The organism is Actinomycetota bacterium (assembly GCA_014360645.1).
Taxonomy (GTDB): domain Bacteria; phylum Actinomycetota; class Geothermincolia; order Geothermincolales; family RBG-13-55-18; genus Solincola_B.
Window position 1 is genome coordinate 1 of the sequence record JACIXD010000016.1, and the last position, 21,560, is coordinate 21,560.

Annotated in this window: 17 protein-coding genes and 1 pseudogene; 14 read left to right on the forward strand and 4 right to left on the reverse strand. The window is 54.1% G+C overall.

The features are described from left to right. Positions 1–913, reverse strand: a 913-nt coding sequence (locus H5T74_12810; GenBank protein MBC7231258.1) for a transposase, incomplete at its 3' end; no start/stop codon positions are given. A 266-nt stretch (positions 914–1,179) separates the two neighbouring features. Continuing rightward, positions 1,180–2,565 (reverse strand): hypothetical protein, encoded by a 1,386-nt coding sequence (locus H5T74_12815; protein MBC7231259.1) that lies wholly within the window; start codon positions 2,563–2,565, stop codon positions 1,180–1,182. A gap of 292 nt (positions 2,566–2,857) precedes the next feature. On the opposite strand from H5T74_12815, the gene H5T74_12820 reads away from it, so the two are divergent. The 13 genes and pseudogenes from H5T74_12820 to H5T74_12880 all read left to right on the forward strand — a co-directional run bounded on the left by H5T74_12820 (position 2,858) and on the right by H5T74_12880 (position 17,432). After that, positions 2,858–3,787 carry a hypothetical protein gene (locus H5T74_12820; GenBank protein MBC7231260.1) on the forward strand — a complete coding sequence of 310 codons (930 nt, stop codon included), beginning with the start codon at positions 2,858–2,860 and terminating at the stop codon, positions 3,785–3,787. 124 nt (positions 3,788–3,911) lie between these two features. Continuing rightward, positions 3,912–4,217, forward strand: a complete 306-nt coding sequence (locus H5T74_12825) for a transposase (protein MBC7231261.1) — start codon at positions 3,912–3,914, stop codon at positions 4,215–4,217. A 98-nt stretch (positions 4,218–4,315) separates the two neighbouring features. Beyond that, positions 4,316–5,445: pseudogene (locus tag H5T74_12830) on the forward strand (IS3 family transposase). Between the two features lie 315 nt (positions 5,446–5,760). Then, positions 5,761–6,993, forward strand: a complete 1,233-nt coding sequence (locus H5T74_12835; protein MBC7231262.1) for a glycosyltransferase family 4 protein — start codon at positions 5,761–5,763, stop codon at positions 6,991–6,993. Then, on the forward strand, positions 6,980–7,798 hold the full coding sequence (locus H5T74_12840; GenBank protein MBC7231263.1) for a class I SAM-dependent methyltransferase: 819 nt from the start codon (positions 6,980–6,982) through the stop codon (positions 7,796–7,798). The genes H5T74_12835 and H5T74_12840 overlap by 14 nt, the downstream gene beginning before the upstream one ends. Continuing rightward, positions 7,798–8,424, forward strand: coding sequence for a sugar transferase (locus tag H5T74_12845; protein ID MBC7231264.1), 627 nt, complete (start codon positions 7,798–7,800; stop codon positions 8,422–8,424). Before H5T74_12840 ends, H5T74_12845 begins: the two co-directional genes overlap by 1 nt. A 5-nt stretch (positions 8,425–8,429) precedes the next feature. Then, on the forward strand, positions 8,430–9,239 hold the full coding sequence (locus H5T74_12850) for a transketolase (GenBank protein ID MBC7231265.1): 810 nt from the start codon (positions 8,430–8,432) through the stop codon (positions 9,237–9,239). Continuing rightward, entirely contained in the window at positions 9,236–10,159 is a 924-nt protein-coding gene (locus tag H5T74_12855) for a hypothetical protein (GenBank protein MBC7231266.1), read from the forward strand. The genes H5T74_12850 and H5T74_12855 overlap by 4 nt, the downstream gene beginning before the upstream one ends. Continuing rightward, on the forward strand, positions 10,159–11,271 hold the full coding sequence (locus tag H5T74_12860) for a DegT/DnrJ/EryC1/StrS family aminotransferase (protein ID MBC7231267.1): 1,113 nt from the start codon (positions 10,159–10,161) through the stop codon (positions 11,269–11,271). The genes H5T74_12855 and H5T74_12860 overlap by 1 nt, the downstream gene beginning before the upstream one ends. 218 nt (positions 11,272–11,489) lie before the next feature. Further along, on the forward strand, positions 11,490–13,415 hold the full coding sequence (locus H5T74_12865) for a polysaccharide biosynthesis protein (GenBank protein MBC7231268.1): 1,926 nt from the start codon (positions 11,490–11,492) through the stop codon (positions 13,413–13,415). A 251-nt stretch (positions 13,416–13,666) separates the two neighbouring features. After that, entirely contained in the window at positions 13,667–15,091 is a 1,425-nt protein-coding gene (locus H5T74_12870; GenBank protein MBC7231269.1) for a hypothetical protein, read from the forward strand. Between the two features lie 798 nt (positions 15,092–15,889). After that, a complete protein-coding gene (locus tag H5T74_12875) occupies positions 15,890–16,846 on the forward strand; it encodes a transposase (GenBank protein ID MBC7231270.1) in 957 nt (318 codons plus the stop codon). A 343-nt stretch (positions 16,847–17,189) separates the two neighbouring features. Continuing rightward, entirely contained in the window at positions 17,190–17,432 is a 243-nt protein-coding gene (locus tag H5T74_12880; GenBank protein MBC7231271.1) for a hypothetical protein, read from the forward strand. Between the two features lie 377 nt (positions 17,433–17,809). On the opposite strand, the gene H5T74_12885 is transcribed toward H5T74_12880, so the two are convergent. After that, positions 17,810–18,601, reverse strand: coding sequence for a hypothetical protein (locus H5T74_12885; protein MBC7231272.1), 792 nt, complete (start codon positions 18,599–18,601; stop codon positions 17,810–17,812). 188 nt (positions 18,602–18,789) lie between these two features. Further along, positions 18,790–20,445 (reverse strand): long-chain fatty acid--CoA ligase, encoded by a 1,656-nt coding sequence (locus tag H5T74_12890; GenBank protein ID MBC7231273.1) that lies wholly within the window; start codon positions 20,443–20,445, stop codon positions 18,790–18,792. 534 nt (positions 20,446–20,979) lie between these two features. On the opposite strand from H5T74_12890, the gene H5T74_12895 reads away from it, so the two are divergent. Beyond that, positions 20,980–21,432: a DUF1670 domain-containing protein gene (locus H5T74_12895; GenBank protein MBC7231274.1), complete on the forward strand. Its 453-nt coding sequence runs from the start codon at positions 20,980–20,982 to the stop codon at positions 21,430–21,432. Positions 21,433–21,560 lie beyond the last annotated feature (128 nt).

The following is a 21,560-nucleotide window of genomic DNA, read 5'->3' on the forward strand; positions in this document are numbered from 1 at the left end:
AGTAACGGGAGAGGGGGACTCTGGCGAGCTCCGGGGCATAGAGAAGGGAGTAGGTGGTCACGAAGTGTATCCTTCTGTGTTCGTCGATCACCGCGTAGTTGGCACCCGAGTTCATGCCCTTGTCCATGACCAAGGTGAGCCTCTCCTTGGTGCCTGCCAGGCCCTCGACTATGGGGAAGAACTCGGAGATCACGGAGGAAAAGAGGCGGGAGTCGTGCAGGTTGCCGGGGTAGGCGCACCACCACAGGGGAAGGCCTGATTCCCTCTCCACCAGAAGCCCCAGGCCCACCTGGCGGAGGTGGTGTTTCCCCTCCTTGTTGTGTCCCCGCTTGGCCAGTTCGGAAGGCGTACGCGTGGCCATGTAGGTGTAGTAGTTGGTGGTGTCGAAGAGCAGGCAGTCGGCCCGGGGCTCCTCCAGCTCGGCCATCCCCTGAAAGAAGCGCCGGCTGATCTCGGAAAGCTCATCCTCTCCCACCCGCTCCCACTTCTCCCAGTAGCGCTGGCTTGAGAGCTGAGATAGGTCCACCGGCCTTATCTGATGCACCGCGGTCCGTGCGTACCATTCCGGAAGGGCACGCTTGCTCTTCGCCTCAACCATGCGGTTGAAGACGGCGTAGAGGAAGTACTCGCCCACCGTGGGGCCTTCCTCCCTCTCTCCCCTTCCCACCACGGCATCCACAATGCCCGCGAGATCCACACCCTCGTCCATGAGGCTGGCCACAAATAGCGCCCCGAACTCCTCCACCCGGAGCTTTACTTCCTCTCCCAGCTCGCCACGGGCCATGGCGGCCACCTTCTCGGGGGAGCCCACGTACACCTGGGAGACCACCTTGGGCTTTCCATCTACCCGGGCTATCTCCCGCACGTACAGGTAGGGTCTTCCTTTCTTCTTCTTTATGTGGAAGTGAGCCATGTACACAATATATTATGTAGGGTCTTATATGTTAAGCACAACATGTGCCCTATTTGCACTACTACATGGGCATTTATCCCCTTTGCTTTGTCTTATCAGTGGGGTCTTATGTTTTCAGGCACCTGGAAATGGCAATTATGCTGGGGGTTTATGGGAAAGAGGGGTGTTTATCTCGGAAACTCCTGTCAAGATACCTATCAATATAACCTTTCTTATACGCGCTTATGTTAGAAATATGTTAGATATACTGGCAGCCCCATGCTTCACTAACCTTTAAGAATTTTATATGCCATATCATTCCATTTTGCTAAATCCTTTATGGTATAGGCGCCCCCTAACCCTAAATCTTCGAGATTTTGTTCAGTTGAGTATATGCCCCGCCTGTAGAATGCACCGATTCCCATGAACGGTACTGAGAAGTTTTTCAACAATAGAATATTTGAATTTGGACCCAAGTTTCTGAACCATCCGCCTTCAGTTGGAAAAAGCTCGTCGTAAATAGATAAGGCATTCTCTACTTCGTTAGCAGGTAATCCTGTTTTTCTGGAGAGCAATTCATATTCTTGCTCAGCTCGGTCTGTTAGGATAAACCCTCCAAATACCCATAAGAACCATTGCCAGAATTCCGGATATTTATATAGATATTCATGGTTTTCCAGAATACCCAATGCCCTTCTTAAAGAGCTGGGGAATGTGCTCGTTAGTGATATATTTCCCAATATGTTTATATCTTCTGTTCTGCTTTCATCTTCTGCTCTCCTATATAGGATATAGTCTACTGCGCATTTGAGGACTGCTAATCTTGATTTATGTTCAATGAAAGCTGCTGTTTGTATTTCATTGTATTCACACTTGTAGTACGTTCGGTCATATACAATACCCGGTATTTCATCAACACCTCCATCGTAATCACCTCCAATCATTTCATTAGCAGCTTTAGCGCTTATGTTTGCATATTCATGGAAAAGGGCATAAAGTCTATCAAGTCGGCTTATGATATTCTCTATAAAGAAAAGCCTATCATTAATCTCAAAATAGTATTTTTCCATTTCTATGAATCTTCTTACTCCCATTGATTTCTTCTGCTGTTTTAATCTCTCCTTAAGTTTTCTTTCAAGCCAAAAAGAAAATCTCCAAATTGAGATATCAAATGTATCTAATTCAGCACATCTAACTTCTTTTAGGAGTTCATTATTCTTCTCAAAATCTTCGATAACCAACAATTGTATCCCCAATCTTTTTGCTATTGCCTTGTGAAAATCAATATTATCCTTTGGCCTCTGTACCACTAATTTTCCGTTTGGGATGTTTAAATAGACCATCCAACCTTTAATCTTAAAAATATCTGGAAATCCCCAGTCGCCTGACTTCGCTTCAACAAGAAACAACTCTGGTGATTCATTTCTTTGGCTATGATACCTAGTAGCAATTACATCAAGCTCTAATACTTCCTCTGCTTCCCTTTCAGTTATGTTCCTTTCAACGAAATACCCACATGTCTGAAGTACGGCAGCTACATACTCTTCAAATTCTTTCTCTCTAGGAAGCTCTGGCAATGTAACTGCAGACATTTTATCCCTACCTTTTCTTAATAGAAATTTGCCATTCCTTCTGATTTTAAATATCTTGGATACACCTCCGAATAAATCCATTACTTCTCATATGCCTTTCTGCCTATATAATATCTGATAGGGTGGTCAAATGTTCGTCGCTGAACTTAAGGGGAAGCTGCCTGGGGACGTTCAAAGGATGGAGGATTCCTCACATCCTACTTCTTCGGCGTAATGAAATATCTTCCCCATGAGACCCTTTTACGCCCTTGGTTAGAGGCTGCAGGTCTTTATTTTAAGCAGCTCACCGACTCTTCACCTTTTTTCTTTCTGGTAAACCCTCCCGGATGGGACTGAACCCGATTTGATTATCAGAACGAAAAACGACCTGATAATGATTGAAGTGAAATACCTCTCCGTATTGGGAGTAGACAAGAGCCAGCTAGAGCGCGAGGTCAGCGGAGGGCTTGCCATATCAAAGGCTGAGGGACTTTCCTTTTCCTTTATCGCTCTCACCAATGACTTTCAGGAGCCAGGCGCGATTAAGAACTTAGAGGCAAAATATCCACCCGAGGAATTCGGATATGAATGCATTTGGGCTTCGTGGCGGAAAGCTTTCAATTTAGTGGAGTTAGCACTTAAAAAGGACACGCCAAATTTTCAAATACTTAACGACCTGCTTGAGGTCATGGAAAAACGAGGACTTCGGGGCTTTCGAGGATTCAGTCATTTGGAGGGAAAGATGATGAAATGTAAAGAAGCCATTGGTCTCCTGGATGAAATGAGCAGAAATATATCCGTGATGTTTAAGGAGCTAGACCCATTGCTCGATAAACTTGGCTTTACCTGCTTCAAGCCCCTTGCCAATACTGTGATAAGGGATGGTGCCTACAGAAATCTCAATGAGCCACAAACATGGGTACCCACTTATTTTGCGAGGGCGTACAGAAAATGCCTGGGAGAAACTGACCCGGAGGATGCTCTCTACTTTGTTAAGGTACAGCTAGATGAAGAGGAACCGCGTCTTATCATTGGTGGCTCGATATCGATGGAACGAGCAGCCACCAAGTCTTTTGAACATACCGAAGTCAATCGCTTCTTTTTAGACATGCGAAACCTTTCAATAGAGCCATTTGACGAAATACAAATTGAAAGTGCGGAGGAGTTGCTATTCTATCGTCTGGGAAGCCGCTTAATTGCTTTAATTGAGAAGTCTCTAGCAGAAGTTAAGGAATTAAAGGACCTTGAGGTTTTAATCACTATATTTCCCGAACTAAGAAGTGCGCTAAAGATTGCCGCGCAACACCTATCCGATATTCAATAAAGGCAGACTATTATCAATCAGACTTGATGCACGAATCCCCAATGTAGCGATATAAGAGCTGGCTGGGCAAAACTGGACAGGCGCTTAGGTGGTAAACTGCTCCCGAGAGAAAGGAGCAGTAAGGATGGCGAAGAGACCGAGGAGGAACCACACGCCGGCCTTCAAGACCAGGGTGGCGCTGGAGGCGCTCAAGGAGGAGCAGACGGTAATCGAGATCGCAGAGAGATTCGACGTCCACCCCAACCTGGTCACGAAGTGGAAGAGGCAACTGCTTAAGCGGGCGCCTGAGGCCTTCGAGAAGGAGAGAGCGCCGGAGGAGGAAGGCCCCAGCGTCCGTGAACTAAACGCCAAGATCGGCCAGCTGGTGATGGAGAGCGATTTTTTAGCACATGCGCTAGGGCGAGTTCACGGGACGAGCGCAAAGAGATGATCACCCCCGAGCATCCCCTGCCGATAGAGCTGGCCGGGGAAAACTGGACAGGTGCTTAAGTGGTAAACTGCTCCCGAGAGACGAAAGGAGCAGTAGGAATGGCAAAGAGACCGAGGAGGAACCACACGGCGGCCTTCAAGGCCAAGGTGGCGTTGGAGGCGGTCAAGGAGGAAAAGACCATAGTGGAGATCGCCGAGATCTACAACGTCCACCCCAACCAGGTCACGCAGTGGAAGAAGCAGTTGCTGGAGAGGGCCTCCGAGGCCTTAGAGAAGGAGAGGCCGCCGGAGGAAGGCCTCAGCGTGCGTGAGCTCAACGCCAAGATCGGCCAATTGGTGATGGAGAACGATTTTTTAGCAGGTGCGCTCGGGAAGCTTCACGGGACGAGCGCAAAGAGATGATCGCGCCCGAGCATCCCCTGCCGACAGCCCGGCAGTGCCGCCTGCTCGAGCTACCCAGGTCAACCTTCTACTACAGGAGGAAACCGCTCAAAGAGCGTGACCTGGAGATGATGAGGCACATCGACGAGATCCACTTGGCCTGGCCCTTCTACGGCAGCCGCCGCATCATGCACGAACTGCGCGGCCGGGGATACAGGGTGGGAAGGGGCCACGTCTCCAAGCTCATGCAGCTTGCGGGCATCCGGACCATCTACCACCGGCCCCGCACCACCATCCCCGATGCCAAGCACAAGGTCTATCCCTACCTGCTCAAAGGCCTGGATATCACCCAGGCCAATCACGTCTGGGCGGCCGATATATGCTACCTGCCCATGGCCAGGGGATATGCCTACCTGGTGGCCATCATGGACTGGGCCAGCCGCAAGGTGCTCTCTTGGAGGCTTTCCAACACCATGGACGCCTCCTTCTGCGTCGAGGCGCTGGAGGAAGCCACCTCTAGGTACGGATGCCCCGAGATCTTCAACACCGACCAGGGCAGCCAGTTCACCTCCGATGATTTCACCGACGTCCTAAAGGATCACGATATCAGGATCAGCATGGACGGGCGGGGCCGCTGGGTGGACAACGTGTTCGTGGAGAGACTATGGAGAAGCGTCAAGTACGAGGAGGTCTACCTGAAGGCATACGGATCACTTTCCGAGGCGAGAGCCGGGCTTGCTGACTACTTCGATTTCTACAACCAGAAGAGGCGGCACCAGGGCCTTGACTATCGGACGCCGGATGAGGTCTACTGGGATACTCTCATTCAGAAACCAGAGGCAGCATGATGATGAACAGGATGAGCAGTGAACCACTTAAGAATCAGGAAAACCTGTCCAAACAACTCCGGCCACCTCTGGTTTTTTGGTGTCACCACTGGTTTTTCCACATCTAGTAGAATTTCGGTCTTGACATCGTGACATATAAGTAAGGCCACCATTAACTGTGTTTAACATATAATGGCAAGGGAGATAACCGATATGGTACATGCAGGATTGCGTTTACAAACGTTCTGGGACTTGACCTATATGGTGCATATGATTATATGCTGGTAAAGTTGGTAAGTGAAACGAGCTTATTGCTCTTCAATAGCGGCGGTTGAGATGGATGTATGGTTGATTCAAACCGGCGAGAGACTGCCTTTGATGCCTGGGATAAGAAAATTAAGGACTGCGCTATTGGCCGAAAAGTTAGCGCAAAAAGGGCATACTGTATGCTGGTGGGCAAGTGCTTTTGATCATTTCTCTAAGGAATGGGTTGGAACGAAAATAACAGAAATAGAAGCTCAAAGAGGGCTAACATTAAAGCTGCTAAAAGGCATAGGATACAAGAAGAATATATCGTTGAGACGATATATCGATCACAGAGTAGTAGCATGGAAGTTTAAACACAACTCTAAGTTATCAGAAAAGCCTGATGTAATGGTAATTGCAACCCCAGCACATGATATAGCTTACTATGCAATGAAGTATGCAAAGAGCCATGATATCCCAGCTATAGTTGATATTAGGGATCCTTGGCCGGATATTTTTTTAGATAATATCCCATACTGCATAAAGGCTCTTATTAGGTTGCTGTTGTTCAACGATTTTAGGATGATAGAATATGTGATGCAAGAGGCCACTTGCCTAATCGCCGTATCAGAGACGTTCATGCAATGGGGGTTAAAATATGCAAAACGCCAAAGAACCGAGAAAGATAAGGTATTCTATCTTGGTTATCATGATTTGCCAGAGGATCTAGAACGCAAGACAAGTCCACCGATAAATTCATTACTAGATGAGATTAAGAATAGGTTTGTTGTTGTATATATCGGATCATTTAGTAGTTACCACAATCCAGAAATATTGGTTGATTGCGCAAAAGCAATAGATAATAAGGACATTGCATTCGTATTGGCTGGAATGGGCGAAAACTATGAAAAGATCAAGAAAAGGGCGGCTGGAATGCCAAATGTTTACCTACCGGGTTGGTTGGATCAAGCTGAGATCGAGATATTGTTGCGACATTCGCACGTAGGTGCCTGTGTTGCACCAAAAACAATAGACCTCTTTCCTAACAAAGCGTTCTTATATCTTGCATCAGGGTTGCCAATTATTTCTTCGCTTGAAGGGGACTTAAAAGAACTAATTGAACTCGAGAAGATGGGATACTACTATGAGCCTGGGGATTTGGATGGATTGGTCAATAGCGTTTCTCGACTAGCTAATAGCCATGAAGAATATAACTATATGGCTTATAATGCAAAGAAAGTATTCCGGGAAAGATTTTCTGAAGACTTCATATACGACAATTATATAAATCATATTCTTAGTGTTATTAATGATGAGAATTAAAAGAAGAAAAGACAATTTCTTTAAGATTACGGAAACACCTGGGCAAAAGGCATCACGTGAGCAACTTTCGAGAATATACAGCAGATATCATTTTGCCAAGCAATACGCAAGTGGCAAGGATGTCCTAGATGTTGGATGTGGCTCTGGGATAGGTCTTTCCTATCTAGCTGAAACCGCAAGGTCTGTAGTGGGGATTGACATTGATGAAAAGAACATCAAAATGGCACAGGATTTGGCTTCTGGGAATACAAAAGTCAAAGTAGCCTTATCAGATGCGCATTGTCTTGGTTTTAAAAATGATAGCTTTGACATGGTGCTCTTATTTGAAGCAATTTACTATCTTGATAGGCCTGAGCTGTTCCTTAAAGAAGCACATAGAATTCTTAGAGAGGGTGGAATCTTAATGATAAGTTCAGTCAATAAGGATTGGAGGGATTTTCACCCATCTATTTACGCACGTAAGTATTTTTCAACAAAAGAATTATATTTGCTACTTTCTGATTGGTTTTCCTTTGTTGAACTATATGGAGATTTCCCTGCTGACTATGAGGGCGGAAGGGATAGATTCGTCTCGTTTTTAAAAAGATTGGCTTCAAAGATGCACATAATTCCAGGTTCTTTAACGGCAAGGGAAAAGCTAAAACGGTTGTTCTTTGGCGAACTTTCTGAAATACCAAAAGAATTATCATGTGGAATGGCGGATTATGCAGAACCGGTAAAACTAGAGCAAAATCAGGTAACAAACGGATATAAAATAATCTATGCTGTAGCGAGAAAGTCATGCGGCAAAGATTATGGATTATGATGATATCAATAGATCAGGAAGTATATAGGAACGTAATAAAGGTATTATTGGACAAATTTATCTCTATCCTAGCCCTAATCATCCTTGCGCCGCTCTTTGCAACAATAGGGTTTAAGATAAAGAAAGATGATGGGGGGCCAACTTTGTATAGAGGCTACCGTGTAGGTAAGGGCGGTCACATATTTAAGATCTATAAGTTTAGAACAATGGTCGAAAATGCAGATAAAATTGGAGGCCCGTCCACATCTGAAGATGATCCAAGAATAACAAGGGTTGGACGGGTATTACGAAAATACAAACTCGATGAGCTCCCCCAGCTCATCAATGTTCTCAAGGGTGAGATGAGCATCGTTGGTCCCCGCCCGGAAGTACCGTCAGAAGTCGAGACGTACACAGAAGAAGAGCGAAGAATATTGAGCGTAAAACCGGGGATCACTGACTGGGCATCAATAGCTTTCAGAAACGAGGGTGAGATATTGGCGGGAAGCGAGGACCCACACCAGACATATCGGGAGAAGATAAAGCCGGAAAAGTTGAGGCTAGCGTTAAAGTATGTTGACGAGATCTCATTTAGGACCGACATGAAGATAATCTTTCAGACCATCAAGGCAGTCATAAAGGGATAACACCTATGGATGTAGATGTCCCATCACTTGAATCGATCGCAAGAAGAGTAAGGGTACGCATTCTGGAATCCATATACAGGACAAAAAGCCCACATATAGGTTCCTCGTTTTCCTCTGTGGAGGCTTTGGTGGCCTTGTATTTCCAAGTGCTAAACATTTCGATAAGAGATATAAGTGGCGCCGAAAGGGACAGATTTATTCTAAGCAAGGGGCATGCGTGCCCCGCGCTACATGCGGTACTTGCGGAGAAGGGTTATTTGAGTGACGAGGATCTCCTTTGCTTTGCGAGAGATGGTGGCGTTGAACAGCACCCTAATAGGGAAGTCGAAAAAGGAATAGAGCTATCAACCGGCTCTTTGGGACACGGCCTGTCGGTTGCTGCGGGCATGGCGCTGGCGGCGCGGATAGACAAGAAGGCCTATAAAGTCTACGTGTTGTTGAGCGACGGAGAACTGAACGAGGGCTCCACCTGGGAGGCGATCGCGTTTGCGGGCCATCATGGATTATCAAATCTGGTTGCTCTGATAGACGCGAATGGGATGCAGGCGTTGGGCTTCACGAAGACCATCATCGACCTTGAGCCCATCGCTGACAAATGGCGTCAGTTCGGATGGCACGCACAGGATGTCGACGGCCATGATTTTTCGCAGATATTGGGTGCGTTGTCATCGCTTTCCGTCGTCAAGCCTAACGCTGTTGTTCTCCATACGGTGAAGGGGAAATGCGTTTCCTTCATGGAGAATAATATCTTGTGGCACTATCGCGCGCCGGATGATGAGGAATATGAAAAAGCGCTGAAGGAGCTTCTAGGATGAGGACATCCTTTTTCCGTGCGCTGGAGCCCCTCTTTGCAAAGGATTCAAGGCTTATTGTCATGACGGCCGACCTTGGCTTTAGACTTTTCGACCCCTTTCAAGAAGCGGACGCGAAAAGGTTCTATAACATGGGGGTCGCAGAGGCCAACATGATAGGTGTCGCGGCAGGCCTATCGCTGTGCGGGAAGAAAGTGTACTGTTATTCAATCTGCCCTTTTCTCGTTATGAGGCCGTTCGAGCAGATAAGGATCGACGTTGCTTATCATAACCTGGACGTAAAGCTCGTTGCGGTTGGCGGGGGGCTGGCATATGGCCTGGAGGGGATAACGCATCATGGACTGGAGGATATTGCGCTCATGCGGACATTACCCAACATGGCCGTGGCAGTTCCCGCGGATCCGGTGGAAGCCGCCTGCTTCGCAACGCTTTCATATGAATATCCAGGTCCCATGTATATAAGGCTTTGCCATACCAACGAACCGATCATTCACGAGCGTTCCCCAGAGATAGAGCTTGGAAAAGCATCCCTTCTCAGGGAGGGGAGAGACATCGCTTTGATTGCTACAGGCAGGATGGTCTACGCGACGATAAAGGCGAGCGAGATTCTCGCAGGCATAGGGATTGACGCATCCGTGGTAAACATGCATACCCTCAAGCCGCTGGATACGGAGATCATCGAGCAGTGTTGCTCTATACACGGGGCAATCTTCACCGTGGAGGAGCATGGGCTTGTTGGGGGATTAGGGTCAGCCGTGGCCGAGGTGATAGCGGAACGCGGTTATACGGGTACCTTTAAGCGATTTGGTGTTGACCGCGCTAAACGGCATGTGGGATGCGCCGATTATCTGAGGCAGAAACACGGTCTCGATCCAAAGTCGCTGGCAGAGAGAGTCGAGTTAGCTTTAAGGGAGAAGCGTTGATGGAAGTCAAAGTGAGGTTTTTCGACTATCCAAGGCAGTTCAGAGAAAAAGAAAAAGAATTCATGGATATCATAAGAGAGACCTTCTCGCGGGGTTCCTATATTTTGGGCCAAGAGGTTGAAAGATTCGAGCAGGAGTTCGCGTCTTTTATCGGAGCGAGGCATGCCCTCGCTGTGGGAAACTGCACCGACGGCCTGCTCTTATGCCTCTATGCATTGGGCATCAGCAGGGGGGACGAAGTCGTTACCGTTTCGCATACCTTTGTAGCAACGGTTGAAGTAATCGTCGCCGTAGGTGCGAGGCCTGTGTTTGTGGATATTGGCGATGACCACAACATGGATGTTGACAAAGTAACAGGGGTGTTGTCCGCGAACACCAAAGCGATAATGCCCGTACAGCTAAATGGCAGGGTATGCTCGAACATGGATGCCCTTGTCGAGCTTGCGGACGAACGCGGACTGTTCATAATCGAGGATGCGGCGCAATCAGTGGGTGCGAAGTTCAAGGGTAAAGGCGCCGGCACTTTCGGAATCGCGGGTTGCTTCAGCTTCTATCCCGCCAAGTTGCTGGGGGCTTTCGGCGATGCGGGTGCCATAGTAACGGATGACGATGATCTTGCGGATAAGCTGAGGATGATGAGGAACCATGGCAGATCTGCAGACGGCGACATAAAGCACTGGGGCATGAACAGCCGCATGGACAGCGTTCATGCGGCTATCCTTATCTATAAGCTTGGCTTTATTGGAGCGATGATAAGAAGAAGGCGGGAGATAGCAGGTTTGTACCATGAAGGACTCTCGGGGATTCCCTGCATCAAGCTGCCACCTCCTCCGGTTGAAGGTGGCGACCATTTCGATGTATTCCAGAATTACGAGATAGAAGCAGAAGGCCGCGATGAGCTGAGAAAATTCTGCGAGGAAAACGGGGTGGAGACCGCTCTCCCCTGGGGAGGCAAGGGCGTACACCAGTTTGAGGCTCTGGGGTTTGGAGGGGTTAAGCTTCCGAGGACGGAGGTGTTCTTCGAGAAGGCATTGATGCTGCCGTTGTATCCCGAACTCAGCGATGAGCAAGTCGCATACGTGGTTGATGTTGTGAATAGATTTTATGCGTGAGATATCGTTCTAAACTTTATTGCTTCTTGCTGGGGCTGTATATTGAACGGCTGGGCATTCGGTACTATAGTGTAGGTCAAGGGTAGGGCGTGTCGTGACGAAACTCAGGTTGTGGCGCGTGCGTTCATGCTCGTTGCCGAGCGGGGACCCGGAGCGAGGCAACCGGGCGGGAAACGGCAGGTAAAGGTGATAGGGAGAAAACCAGGGGAAGCGCTTTAATGACCAGGGCGAGGCGAATCCTTTCCTCCACCAGGTGGATGAAGGTGGTCATCGACACGGTGGCCATTTTCCTGGGCTTCATCGTGTCCCTGGCGGTGCGCTATGAGTTCGCCATCCCCGAGGGAAGCCTGCGTAACTTCTGGCTTGCCGCCCCTGTGGTCATCTGCCTCTTTCTCGCCGCCAACGTCCTCATGCGCATCTACGCCGGGCGCTGGAAGTACGCGAGCTTCGACGAGCTCCTGAACCTCTCCAGCGCGGCGGTGTTGGCCACCTCGGCGCTGTTCCTGTCCTGCGCCTTGATACCGGGGGCGAGGAGCTACATCCCCCTCTCGGTGGCGGTGATGGGGGGCGTGCTCTCCCTCTTCGTCATGGCCTTCGTGCGCCTGCAGTTCCGCCTCCTGGGGGAGATGAGCCTGCGCCGCGGCCGCGCGGAGGGGAAGAGCGCGCTCATCGTGGGGGCGGGGGAGGCGGGGGAGATGATCGCGCGCGACATGCTGCGCCACCCCGAGTACGGCTATTCGCCGGCGGGCTTCGTGGACGACGACCCGGCCAAGCGAAAGCTTATCGTGCAGGGGGTGCCGGTGCTGGGGACCAGCGTGGACATCCCCCGTCTGGTGAAGCGACACGAGATAGACGAGGTGATCATCGCCATCCCCTCCTTGAGCGGGGAGAGGCTGCGGGCCATCCTGCCCTACTGCGAGGAGTCGGGGGCGAAGGTGAAGATACTCCCGGGCATCATGCGGGCCATGGCGGGGGAGGTGGGGGTGGCCTCGGTGCGCGAGGTGCGCCTGGAGGACCTCCTGGGCCGCGAGCCGGTGGAGACCGACCTTGCCTCCATCTCCGCCTACGTCACCGACAAGACGGTGCTGGTCACCGGGGCGGGGGGCTCCATCGGGTCGGAGCTTTGCCGCCAGCTCGCCGGGCTGGGGCCCAGGCTGCTCCTCATGCTGGACAACGACGAGACGGCGCTGTTCGAGATGGAGCACGAACTGGCGCGCCTGCAGAGCCCCTGTCCCTTCCACGCCGTGGTGGCGGACGTGCGCGACTTCGACCGCCTGCTCTCGGTGTTCCGGCGCTACCGCCCCCAGGTGGTCTTCCACAGCGCGGCCTTAAAACATGTGCCCATGATGGAGTTCCACCCCTCGGAGGCGGTGAAGAACAACGTGCTGGGCACGCGCAACCTGGCGGAGGCCTCCATCTATTTCGGGGTGGAGCGGTTCATACTCATTTCCACCGACAAGGCGGTGCACCCGGTGAACGTAATGGGGGCCACCAAGCGGGTGGCGGAGATGCTCATAAAAAGCTACTCGGGCATCATCCACACCCTCTTCGCCGCGGTGCGCTTCGGCAACGTGCTGGGCTCGCGGGGGAGCGTGGTGCCCACCTTCATGCGCCAGATCGAGAAGGGGGGCCCGGTGCTGGTCACCCACCCCGAGGTCACCCGCTACTTCATGACCGTGGAGGAGGCGGCGCAGTTGGTCATCCAGGCGGGGGCTTTCACCAAGGGGGGCGACACCTTCATCCTGGACATGGGGGAGCCGGTGCGCATCATCGACCTGGCGCGGGAGCTCCTGCGCCTCATGGGCAAGGAGAAAGAGGTGGAGATAAAGGTCACCGGGCTGCGGCCGGGGGAGAAGCTGCACGAGGAGCTCGCCTTCCCCGTGGAGGAGCTCATGCGCACCCCCCATCCCAAGATAGACAAGGTATGGCACGAGAAGGAGCTGCGCACCGACTTCGTGCAGCTCCTGGACCGCCTCATCGGGGCGGCCGCCTGCGACGATGAGGACAAGGTGCGGGAGCTGCTCTCGGCGCTGGTCCCCTCGTACAAGCCCTCCGTCCCCGTGTCGGCGTCGCCGCGCGGCGGCCTGCGGGTGCTGCATACCGAGGCTGCGGCCGGGCAGGCGGTGGAGGCGAGCGAAGCGTAAGCGGGGTCGTATCTTCAATCTTCGATGCCGGTGACTTACGTGGCCACGTGCTGCCCAGCCGCCCGGGAGGTCCTCGATCTTCGATCAGGGTGACCCACAGGGGCAACCCCGAAGCTGCCGATCAGCCAACCCCCATGGCCTGGGCGGGGCCCCCATTGCGGCAGAACCCATTGCACCGTCGCTGCACGACAAAGGGAGAAACCATGTCGCTTCGAATAATTATCATGGGGAAAGGCAAAGGAGGTGGAAGAATGGCGAAGGTTATCGGCCTGTCAGGTCCCTTCGGGGCTGGCTGCTCCACCGTAGCGGGGATATTAAAAGACGAGGGTTACCAGGTCATCAAGGCAAGCGCCTTCATCACGGAATGGGCCGAGCGGAACGACGTTGGATTCGCGGTTCCAGAGGGGGACAGCACGGAAAGGAGGCATGCCCTACAGGTTGCCGGCAATATCCTCAGGATGCATGAAGGCAGTGATGCGATCGCCAGGCTTGCGCTGGACTACATCAGAGAGCAAGAGGGGAGGAGCGAGCATCCCGAGAGCTTACGGTTCGTCATCGACAGCCTGAAAAACAGGGCGGAGACAGACTTTCTGCACGAACAACTGGGCGATCGCTTTACGGCGGTTTCCGTCTATTCGTCCGTCCAGAGCAGGGAGAAGAGGAGCTGCGTTGAAAACAGCTACAGCGGCAACCTGTGGCTGATGAAAAGAGATGACCGGAGAGACAGGGACGAATTCGGCTCCGACGTGGAATGGGGCCAGCAGGTCCTGCAGTGCGACGTAGCCGCGGATATCTCCATCGATAACGATGAAAACGTCGAGACCAAAGAGGCGTGGGATTACAAGCTGGCCAACGCCGTTTCGCAATATGTCCTGAACGAGCATCCAGAGATCGATGCGAACACCCTTTTCATGTGGCGGGCGGAGCTGGAGGCGGCGAATTCCAGGTGCGGCAAGAGAAAGGTCGGAGCCTGCCTTGCAAAAGAAGAGGAGATAATCTCGGTAGGGTGGAACCGTGCTCCCGATGGCGTGGATGGATGTCTCGAGCACAAGGACTACAGGACCTGCTATCGCGACCACCTTCGGTCGCAGAAGGAAAGAGATGATGCGGGCAGGGAGATAGACTGGGGCGATCTAGAGCTGGATGAATACGAGCGTGCGCTGATAAATGAGATCGATGACGATGCGGAGAAGCGGAGGTATATCAGCCGCGTTGTCCTGGATGCCATCGACGGGTACTATTATGACTTCAAGACGTTGGAGGCGTGCAGGGCCCTACATGCGGAGGAAGCAGCGATTCTTGCCGCTCTGGAGAGGGGAGCGGATATAAGGGAGGCCACCCTGTACACGACTACCTATCCTTGCATGGCCTGCGCCAAGAAGATCGCGCAACAGGGGATAAAGGAGGTCTATTTCATCGAGCCCTATCCCATCGAGGGGGCGAGGAAGCTTCTGGACGAAAAGGGCGTGAGGCAATACCGGTATCAGGGCTTGAGGTTGCGGTTTGCGCCACGCATACTTGATGACATGAGCGAAAGCACTAGGGGCAGGCTGGGAAGAATGAGCGGGAAGGATCTCGAGCCGGGGGAGGTGTATGACAGTGCATTTCAGATGTTCGCGCTGCAAAAAACAGTCAATGCAATACTCGGGCGGTGCGGGGAAGCTGATCTGCTATAACTGCGGGCTGGCCATAAGATGCAGCAATGCGGACAAGCTGTGGGATATATTGGGAAGCGATGACTTCGCCTTCATGGAGAGCTGGGAAAAGGACCTGATCCTGAGCGTGCACCAGGTCAATCACGGCACGAGCATGGCGGGATAGGCGCGCGGGGTGGCGGAACCCGTCCCCGTGGGGTCAGATCTTCGATCTTCAATGCCTGGAAAACGGGTGGGGATGGGAGCATGATTTCTGAATTCGGATTTCGTTAAGCGAGCCCCCGCCCCAGTGATTCCTTATCCTCTCTGAACTCATGGGCTTGATAGGTTGACTGTATTTATCATTCAGGCGTCGTTGGGGTCATATCTTCATTCTTCGATCCCAGCCGTGGGTGGGGTCATATCTTCATTCTTCGATCCCGGTAGTATTGGCCAAAGCGACTACATAAATCTCGAGTCATCGCCGAACTCCGGAAGCCCCTCTATTGGCCGCATCACATCAACACTTGTTGAATTCCGAAGAGCCCTGTATTGCCCGCAGCGAAGATCGAAGATACGACCCCATTAAGAAGATCGAAGATACGACCCCATTAACTATTGCATAACTTATCTATTTGTAATAACATAACGATATTATGCTGACGGTCGGAGAGTGGCGTAAGCGGTGGAGGAGCTATACAGCATCCATGCGAAACCGAACCCGGGGGTCACATCTTCGATCTTCGACTCCGGTAACTTATGGCCTGGTCAAGTTAAGTAAACTTGCATCGAAGATCGAAGATACGACCCCATCATTCCGCGGAGGTCAGTGCGAAAGCCATGGCAAGACAGCTCAGAATCGAGTTCCCGGGCGCCCTATATCATGTCTTCTCCAGGGGCGTCGCCAAGCAGCCCATCTTCGAGTCGGATGAGGACCGCGCCAGGTTCCTGGACATCCTGGGCAAGGTGGTGGAGCGGCATAACTGGATAATCCACGCCTACTGCCTTATGGGGAACCACTACCACTTGCTGGTGGAGACGCCGGATCCCAACCTCTCCCGGGGCATGCAGCTGCTGAACGGCGTCTACGCCCAGCGTCACAACGCCGAGCACGGACGGGTTGGCCATCTCTTCCAGGGGAGGTACGGCAATACCCTCGTCGACAAGGAAGAGTACTTCCTCGTCGCGGCGTGCTACATCGTGCTCAACCCGGTGAGGGGAGGACTGGTGGAACACCCTTCCGCCTATCGCTGGAGCAGCTATAGAGCCACAGCTGGGGCTGAGAAGGCGCCGTCTTTCCTCCACATCAGCAGCATCCTGCTCTGCTTCGCGCCCGACCTGCACATGGCGCAGAGGCTTTACCGTGAGTTCGTCGACGGAGGCATAGACGAGGAGACAGCACGGCGACTAGAGTCGGGCGGGGTCTGCGGCGGGGAGGTATTCCAGGCCTGGGTGGGCGAGATAGTCGAGGGGAGGAAACGGATACGGGAGATACCCCGCAGGCAGAGATACGTGGGGAGGCCGTCCCTGGCGCGTATACTCGATGGGTGGGCGGACCAGCGGGAGAGGGACGAGAACATAGCGCGGGCGGTGCAGGACTTCGGGTACACCCAGAAGGAGGTCGCCGACCACCTAGGCCTTGCCCCCTCCACCGTGAGCGTCATCATGAAGAGGGTCGGGCAGGGATCGAGTGGTGCCCCGGGCGGGGTCAGATCTTCATCGGGCGGGGTCAGATCTTCATTCTTCGATCCCGGCAGTATTGAGCAGAGCGGGCAGAGCGATCTCGAATCCTATTGAATTCCGAAGCATCGGGCGGGGTCAGATCTTCATTCTTCGATCCCGGCAGTATAGTCAGAGCGAGCACGTCGATTTCTAGCCATCTTTGCCCGCATCGAAGATCGAAGATGTGACCCCAGATTTCCTCATCGGGCGGGGTCAGATCTTCATTCTTCGATCCCGGCAGTATAGTCAGAGCGAGCACGTCGATTTCTAGCCATCTTTGCCCGCATCGAAGATCGAAGATGTGACCCCAGATTGTTAATATGAATTCGGGAAGGCCTGTGCGATCAATGCAAGGGGATGATGGAAGCTGGATCGTGAAGCGAATGGCAAGGTCAACTTCCCGCCTCGCTGCCGGCTGATGCGCGAGCCCGCGGAAGCGGAGGAAGGCGGCTGGCGGGAAGCGGTGGTCTCTGCGGGTGATCACCTCAAGCGCGTCCTCGACGAGTACGTGGAGCTCGGCTTCGAGTGCCTGCTGGAGGAACTGGACGCCGAGGCCACCCCCGGATGCTCCGAGTGCTTCAAGTCCGGGGGAGAACGCGTCTACCGCGTCTATGTGCGGAGAAAGGGCGAAGGGGGTCGTATCTTCGATCTTCAATCGTAGGGGGGTCGTATCTTCAATCTTCAATCCATCGAAGATGGTTGTGTCTTCAATCCAGGTAAGTGAGCATGCGCGGCAACATTGGTTGGGGAGCAAACATGGCGCTTCCGGGTTCTGCGGACCTCGCTGAGCCAAGCCATTCACATTGAAGAATGAAGATACGACCCCAAAAGGAAGCTATTCACATTGAAGAATGAAGATACGACCCCAAAAGTCGCGTGCCCGCTTGGGAACGCGGGGTCCTCCTCGCCGGGACGGGACCGCCCGGGAGCGGTCCCAGGGGTCGTATATTTAGCTCAGCCCTTTCCGTCCGGACCCCGGGAGCGCCGATAATGGTATTCCAATATATGGAAAGTAATTCAAGATGCAAGACCTGACCCCTACATGAAGGCGCTGTAGACCATGGCGGCAATCCCCCCCAGGGCGAGGATGGCGGCGAAGGCGTATTGCAGGGCGGAGGAGCGCCTGATCTTCCGGGACAGCTCGGCCTCCATCTTGTGGCTGATGATGAAGGGGCTGTCCCCTTTGCCCACCGCCGCGACCTCGCCCGAGCGCTGGGCGGTCCCCAGGACGTAGACGGGCTGGCCGACGCGGATGAGCGATTCGGTTATCCTGTATCCCAGCACATCCTCGTAGTCGTCGTCCAGGGCGCTGAGGACGCTCTCCAGGATCGCTCCTCCCACTCCGGAGGATTCCAGGTAGTCGCGCCCGCGCCCGCGCCCCTCGTGGGTCCGGGTCTCGGCGATGTAGTCGGCGCCATCCGGGTAGACCAGGCACCGGCCGCTGGAATCGCTCACGTAGAAGGGGATCTCCTCCTTGCGGTCGTCGACGGTGTCCCAGAATTCGCTGGTCTTCATGGTGCCCGTCCGCTCGTCCCTCTCCCGGCGCTGCTTGCGGTGCTCCAGCTTGTAGCGGTAGTAGACGCAGGGGATCTGCGAGGTGGGGGAGAGCAGGGGCTCGTCCGCCTCCACCACCCCCACGAGCTCCACCCCGGCTCCGGGTGCGGAGAGCGCCATCTTGGACGCGTCGGCGGCGTTCACCGTGGGGGTCGCCTCCATGACCTCCAGCTTCTTCCTGCCGCGGTAGCCCAGGAAGGCGAGGACGACCCCGATGACGAGGGCGGCTCCGCCGATGCCCAGCACCACCCACTGTGAATTATCCACGGTCGCCACCTCCTGCTCCGGCGTCGCCGGACGTCCGCATCGTCAAACAACCCGGCCCGGGGAGCTGCCGGGTCGGCCGGGGCGAATCGTGTCGGCGGAGCGAGGCCGGCCCTCATCTCCCTGGCCGTAGACCCTTCACTTCATGGCGTCGGATACGGCACCGGTCCTTTCGCGATGCGAACAGCCGCTTGCCAGATTCAGGCTTCGCCCTTGGCTTCCTTCTGCCTGGCGATCTCCTCCTCGCGCAGGGCGCGGCGCAGGATCTTGCCCACCATGGTCTTGGGCAGCTCAGGCCGGAACTCCACCATGCGCGGCGCCTTGTAGGGGGCTAGGCGCTCGCGGCAGAAGGAGATGATCTCCTCTTCCGTGCACTCCTCGCCAGGCTTTAGCACGATGTACACCTTCACCGTCTCGCCGCGGTACTCGTCCGGGATGCCCACCGTCACCGCCTCTTGCACTTTGGGGTGTTCGTAGAGGACCTCGTCCACCTCGCGGGGATATATATTAAACCCGCCGGCGATGATCATATCCTTCTTGCGGTCCACGATATAGAAATAGCCGTCCTCGTCCATGGTGGCGATGTCCCCGGTATACAGCCAGCCGTCCCGCAGGGTCTCCGCCGTCTCCTCCGGCTTCTCCCAATAGCCCTTCATCACCTGGGGTCCGCGGATGATCAGCTCGCCGGGCTCGTTTGGGCCCAGCTCCTGCTTCCCCGTCTCCACGTCGACGATCTTCGCCTCGGTATCCGGGAAGGGGATGCCGATGGAGCCCACCTTGCGCATGCCCATGATGGGGTTGGAGTGGGTCACCGGCGAGGCCTCTGAGAGCCCGTAACCCTCGCAGAAGATACCCCCGGAGATGCGGCTGAACTGCTTGATCACCTCCACGGGGATGGGGGCGGACCCGGAGTTGCACAGCCTCAGCTTGTCCACGCCGTAGTTGAGCGCCTCGGGGTGGCTGAGGATGGCCACGTAGAGGGTGGGGACCCCGGGGAAGAAATTGGGGCGGTACTTCTGGATGGCCTGCAGCATCATGTTGATCTCGAACTGCGGGATGAGGACCATGGTCGCGGCGTTGGCGATGGCAGTGTTCATGCCCACCGTCTGTCCGTAGGAGTGGAAGAAGGGGATGACGTCCAGGTAGATGTCCTTGCCGCGCTCGGTGAACTCCTTCGCCCACATGGAGCACTGCATGGCGTTGGCCAGCAGGTTGCGGTGGGTGAGCATGACCCCCTTTGGCAGTCCGGTGGTGCCCCCGGTGTACTGCAGGGCCGCGAGGTCGTTCTCGGGGTCGATCTCCACCTCGGACACCTCCGGCTCGGCGTCGGCGATGACCTCCTTGAGGTAGTAGGTGGAGGAGTCTTTCTCTACGTTGGGGTTGACCGGCGTCTCCATGTAGTCGGTGATACTGGAGGCAATGATCCGCTTGAGGGGGGAGTTCCCCTTCACCGCCTGGATGCGCGCGTCGAAGAGGTCGAGGTAGATGAGGGTCTCCGATCCCGAGTCGTTGAACTCGTATTCCAGCTCCCGCTCAACGTGCAGGGGGCTGATGTTGACCACCGTCGCCCCCGCTTCCAGCACGCCGTAATAGGAGATGATGAACTGGGGGCTGTTGGGGAGCATGATGGCCACGCGGTCGCCCTTCTGGACCCCCATCCCCCGCAGGGCGGTGGCAAAGCGGCGGACCTGGTCCCGGATCTGCCCGTAGGTGAGCTGCTGGTCGAAGAAGATAGTGGCCACGTGCTCGTCATACTTCACGCAGGTGAGTTCCAGTAACTGGTAGAGAGGTATGTTTGGGTAACGTATGGTCTCGGGGACGAAATAGTCGTAGTTCTTGAGCCAGACCTTTTCCATACAGGACCCCCTCCTTCTTGCGAGCGGGCGGACGCCCGCGCTCTACGGACCATCCTGGTTCCCTCTCCGCTGCGCGGCGAGCGGAAGTCAGGCGAGCGCACGGCGCGGAAGAGTGCGCTGGCGCTGCCTTTCCGGGCTCATTTCCCCGTTCCTTTCTAGCCCCGCGCCGGGATGCGAGCATCTCCGGGGATGCGGGGCGCTGCTCTATCGCGAAACCTGACAGCCGACTTGTTAACCATTTTGCATTCGACGACCAACCAAGTCAACCACCATGGGGTCGTGTCTTCAATCTTCGATTCACTAACACCATGGGGTCGTTCAATGAACTGGGGGTCAGATCTTCAATCTTCGATTCAATAAGGGGAACTGGAGGTCGGAACTGGGGGTCGGAACTAGGGGTCAGATCTTCAATCTTCGATTCAATAGCGATTGGTGGTGTTAGTGGCGGGGTTTTCATTCAGAATATGCCTATGGCAGGTTCCACTAGCTGACCCCACAAGCGGTTGAGACCTGCCGGCATCGAAGATCGAAGATGTGACCCCATTATCTGTACCGAGCCCCGGCTACCTCTCCGACCTCATAGGCGAGTGGGAGCGCGAGCACGGGGCGGTGCTGCCGCGCCGGGGCACCGTGCACGACCTCGGGCCCTCGCTTACCCACAAGGCGGCCATCTGCCGCAAGGCCGTGCTGGAGGGCAAGCAGACCCCGGAGATCGCCCGGGAGACCCACCACAGCCCGGCCAGCGTGGACCGCTACCTGCTGGACCTGGAGCGGGTGGCCTACGCCATGCTCAAGCACGGCATGAGCCTGGGCGAGATATGCTTCACCACCCAGATGTCCGAGGGTCTGGTCCGCCAGTATGCCCAGCTCGTTACCGAACTCGGGCTCTCGGAATCAAGCCCTTACCGAAAGGAGGTGGGCGCCAAACTTCCCATTGATTCAAGGTCCGCAACGACCAATGCCCAGCGGACCCAGCATACCCGATAGGATGGATGTCATATGACACAGCTATAGATACGACCCCAACGCTGACCTGCCGGCATCGAAGATCGAAGATGTGACCCAATACAAAATTGAATTATAATTGAATTATAATTGAATTATAATAATATAAT

Excerpts from the sequence above, each read along its gene's own strand:
- H5T74_12815 (MBC7231259.1), bottom strand. The coding sequence starts at position 2,565 with ATGGATTTATTCGGAGGTGTATCCAAGATATTTAAAATCAGAAGGAAT.
- H5T74_12870 (MBC7231269.1), top strand. The coding sequence starts at position 13,667 with ATGGCGAAGGTTATCGGCCTGTCAGGTCCCTTCGGGGCTGGCTGCTCC.
- H5T74_12860 (MBC7231267.1), top strand. The coding sequence starts at position 10,159 with ATGGAAGTCAAAGTGAGGTTTTTCGACTATCCAAGGCAGTTCAGAGAA.
- H5T74_12845 (MBC7231264.1), top strand. The coding sequence starts at position 7,798 with ATGATATCAATAGATCAGGAAGTATATAGGAACGTAATAAAGGTATTA.
- H5T74_12875 (MBC7231270.1), top strand. The coding sequence starts at position 15,890 with ATGGCAAGACAGCTCAGAATCGAGTTCCCGGGCGCCCTATATCATGTC.
- H5T74_12880 (MBC7231271.1), top strand. The coding sequence starts at position 17,190 with ATGCGCGAGCCCGCGGAAGCGGAGGAAGGCGGCTGGCGGGAAGCGGTG.
- H5T74_12835 (MBC7231262.1), top strand. The coding sequence starts at position 5,761 with ATGGATGTATGGTTGATTCAAACCGGCGAGAGACTGCCTTTGATGCCT.
- H5T74_12855 (MBC7231266.1), top strand. The coding sequence starts at position 9,236 with ATGAGGACATCCTTTTTCCGTGCGCTGGAGCCCCTCTTTGCAAAGGAT.
- H5T74_12850 (MBC7231265.1), top strand. The coding sequence starts at position 8,430 with ATGGATGTAGATGTCCCATCACTTGAATCGATCGCAAGAAGAGTAAGG.
- H5T74_12840 (MBC7231263.1), top strand. The coding sequence starts at position 6,980 with ATGATGAGAATTAAAAGAAGAAAAGACAATTTCTTTAAGATTACGGAA.
- H5T74_12820 (MBC7231260.1), top strand. The coding sequence starts at position 2,858 with ATGATTGAAGTGAAATACCTCTCCGTATTGGGAGTAGACAAGAGCCAG.
- H5T74_12890 (MBC7231273.1), bottom strand. The coding sequence starts at position 20,445 with ATGGAAAAGGTCTGGCTCAAGAACTACGACTATTTCGTCCCCGAGACC.
- H5T74_12825 (MBC7231261.1), top strand. The coding sequence starts at position 3,912 with ATGGCGAAGAGACCGAGGAGGAACCACACGCCGGCCTTCAAGACCAGG.
- H5T74_12865 (MBC7231268.1), top strand. The coding sequence starts at position 11,490 with ATGACCAGGGCGAGGCGAATCCTTTCCTCCACCAGGTGGATGAAGGTG.